This window comes from Flavobacterium sp. (genome assembly GCF_035760125.1).
In the GTDB taxonomy this organism is placed as follows: Bacteria; Bacteroidota; Bacteroidia; order Flavobacteriales; family Flavobacteriaceae; genus Flavobacterium.
Window position 1 is genome coordinate 1 of sequence record NZ_DASTTN010000090.1, and the last position, 3238, is coordinate 3238.

General features: G+C 34.1%; 2 protein-coding genes and 1 pseudogene. 1 reads left to right on the forward strand and 2 read right to left on the reverse strand.

Annotation, left to right across the window (positions count from 1 at the left end; genetic code table 11):
* A partial coding sequence (locus tag VFS71_RS03730; RefSeq protein WP_326399445.1) for a ComF family protein occupies nucleotides 1–462 on the forward strand: 462 nt, incomplete at its 5' end.
* A 184-nt stretch (nucleotides 463–646) separates the two neighbouring features.
* Here the strand turns inward: VFS71_RS03730 and VFS71_RS03735 are convergent.
* Complete coding sequence (locus VFS71_RS03735; RefSeq protein WP_326399447.1) at nucleotides 647–2908, reverse strand: hypothetical protein; 2262 nt, start codon at nucleotides 2906–2908, stop codon at nucleotides 647–649.
* Nucleotides 2868–3238, reverse strand: a pseudogene (locus VFS71_RS03740) (hypothetical protein); the annotation flags it as partial. The gene VFS71_RS03735 and the pseudogene VFS71_RS03740, both read right to left, overlap by 41 nt.

Genomic DNA, 3238 nt, shown 5'->3' on the forward strand with positions numbered 1-3238 from the left:
CAGGAAATAATTCATAATTTAAAATACAAAGGACACGAAGAAATTGGAAGTTTTTTGGGCGAATGGTATGCGTCGGATTTAAAGGGCAGTTCCATTGTGAATAATGTGGATGTGATAATACCAGTTCCTTTGCATAAAAAGAGATTGAAAGAGCGAGGTTATAATCAGGTTACGAATTTCGGACTAGCCTTGTCCGAGAATTTTAAAATTCCAATGAATGACGCCATTCTAATGCGAAGAGTTTATTCTAAAACGCAATCGAAGAAAAATCTTTTGGGAAGGACAGAAGGAATTGAAACGGTTTTTGATGTTGCCTTCACAGAAGAAGACACTAATAAGCATTATTTGTTGATTGATGATGTGTTGACAACGGGAGCAACTCTCGAAGCCTGTTCAAAAGCATTGTTGAAAATTCCAGGTGCCAAGATTAGCATTGTTTGTATGGCAATGGCACATTCTTGATTATGGAGTTGGTGATTAAAAGATTGAATATCTAATTTACACTAAAGATCTTGCGCGTGAGGGATAGGAGCAGGCTACCGAAGTAGCTCGGATAGCCCGACAGCATAAAGAAAAGGGACCGAATCACCAGTACGATGATTTAGTCCCTTTTCTTTATGGTGGCACGCCTAAATAATTTTTAGAACTATTTTTGTGCATAGGTTTTGAAATACCCACATTCGTTGATGATTTCTTTATAGTACTTGGTTTTTGAATAATTGGCTTTTATGTTTTTGAATCCTTGCCAAGCAATAAAATTAGTTTTGTCGTCCTGAATGTCCCAAGTGGATAAATTAAGTGAATAGTATTTTTTGTTGTAATAGTCGTTGCGTTCGCATTTGGCCATCATATATTGGGTTTTTGCTTTTTGTTCATTGTTTTTAGAAGCTGAAAATGCTTTTTCATAATAGGCTTTCGCCAAAGAACAGTTGGTAATCATATCTCGAATTGGATCTCTGAAAAAGTCGGGTGTTGAACCATATCCAGCAATATTTCCTTCATAAAACAATCGGCCGTTGCCAAAATGGGTAATGTTGTAAAATGCATTTCCCAGTAAAAGACTGTTGTTGTACACATCAACTCCCTTACTTACATTGTCCTGCATTTTTTGGATAATGGTTAGGAAATCAAGCATAGTATATTTCTTTTTTTGTGCGGCTTGATGGTCGCAATCGTGGCAGTCTTTGATATTTCCCAGAAATGGGTTTCCATAAAAAACGGTGTTTTGAAGTTTATCCGATTGTTTTATAAAAGCAATGGCTTCTGGGATTATGTTTTCGAAAGTGGCTTTAACTCCTTGAAAGTAGTTTATGTCTGCCAGTTTAATTTCATAAAAGGACGAACCAATTTTTTCTATTTCGGTTTTGTTTGCTTTGGATAAAAAAGCCTTCATATCGAGCAGTTGTTTTTCATTGTCATAAAAACTAGATTCATGATTGAAAATTTCGGTCATTACAGTATTTTTTTGAGAGCGGTATAATGCTGCCAAATAGTTTTTGCTCCAGGCGGAAGCATTTTCATAGCGGAAATTTTCAATTGCATTTTTAGGCAATTCAGAATACAACCAGGATAAATCGGCCAAGATGGTTTTTTCGTTTTCTGGATTCAATTGGTCTATTTTGCTGAGGTTATTTACAAAACGTAACAATCTTACTTGATTAATTGCCAAAGGAGTTTTCGGCATTTTACTTTCGGCTTTGTCAAAATTTTTATCGGCTTGCTTGAAGTTTCCGTTTAGGGATTCCAGATAACCTGCAGCCACGTTCCATAAATAAGGTTTGGATGTTTTGTTTGATTCTGCAATTTTGGTAACCAAATTGATTGTCGATTTGTGGATGCTATCTTTGGTTCTTTTTTTGTTTTCAAGTACCGTTTTGTCTTTGAAAGAATGGTCTATTTTGTTTTCCTGATTATTGATTAATCGGGTCAATAAAAAATCAAGGTGTTGGTTTTTTGGTTGCAGTTTGTAAATTTCGGCTATGGCTTTTTCATCGTCATTATAATAGCCTTGAATAGCCCAAAGCGCTGCTTTTTCATCATCTGTTTTAGCCATTGACAACGATTGCTTCCAGTCTTTTTGTTCTTGTGGATGAAAACAATATGCAGAAACCACTCTCATAGTTGGGCATTTATCAAAAACCTGACTATAGAGAAAATTGGATTTGGCATAATGTTTTTGTTTGTATTCTACTCCGGCTACGTAGGCCAATGCTCTGTAATACAAAGTGTTTTTTGGAATTGATTTTTCTGTCTGATAAAAGAAAGAAACAACATTTACCTGACGATCACTGTAAAAACTAGCTTTAACAGCCAAAAACCAATACCTGTTTTTCAGGAAAGGGTCTTTAGTGTCGCTGTATTTTTTTTCAATTGATTTGATCCAATTGCCATCAGTTAGAAGCTGAGGTTTTGTTGTTTCGTCATAATTCCAAGAATCGAATTGTTGGGTAGAATAGGTTTCAACAATTTGAGCATCACCCAAAAATATTAGAAAGTCCTTTACTTTACTATCATTTATGTTGAATTTTTTATTCCATTTTTCAGTCCATTTATTTGTTTTTCCTTTTTTATAATAAATATTCAAGTCGGCTACATCTGTACTGCTTGAATCAGTTAAGAAAAAGGTTAAGTCTTTTTCGTTTATTTTGCCTTCAAGATAGGTAGACCAATCTTTTATATTCTCGGAGTTGAATCGTGTACGGTGTTCAGTGTCAAAACCAATTCCATAAAAAACATCAGTAGATAAGAAAAGTGGAGAGTAAGATTTATCCACAAAAGTTTCGGGTGTGAAGTTGGAGTCAAATGACCAGCCCCAATCTCCATCTGCGCAAGCATAAATAGTACCGTAAACTAAAAGGGTAAGTGTACTAAAAGCAATCAATAATTTTTTTAAAAAGTCCTTCTTCATAATTTTTTAAATTGAATTCATCAAGATCATAAAAGATAATTTCTTTTGGATTTTGAGTTGTATTTTCTTCAAGATCATCTGCCATTTCGAGCAAATCGTTTTCTGATATTTTTTCTATTTTTATTTGATCGTTTTGCTTATAAAAAACACCGTCTTTAAAATTGGAACTTGTAATGGTAAACAAATTGTCTTTTGTAAGAACAAAACTACTGTTATTTTTTAAATTATTGATGTCAATTTTGTTTCTTAAACCAATTATTTTCCCATCCCTTATATGAATGCCCCAGGAATAAATAGGCAGTGCAATATCTATAGGCAAAGGATAGTTTT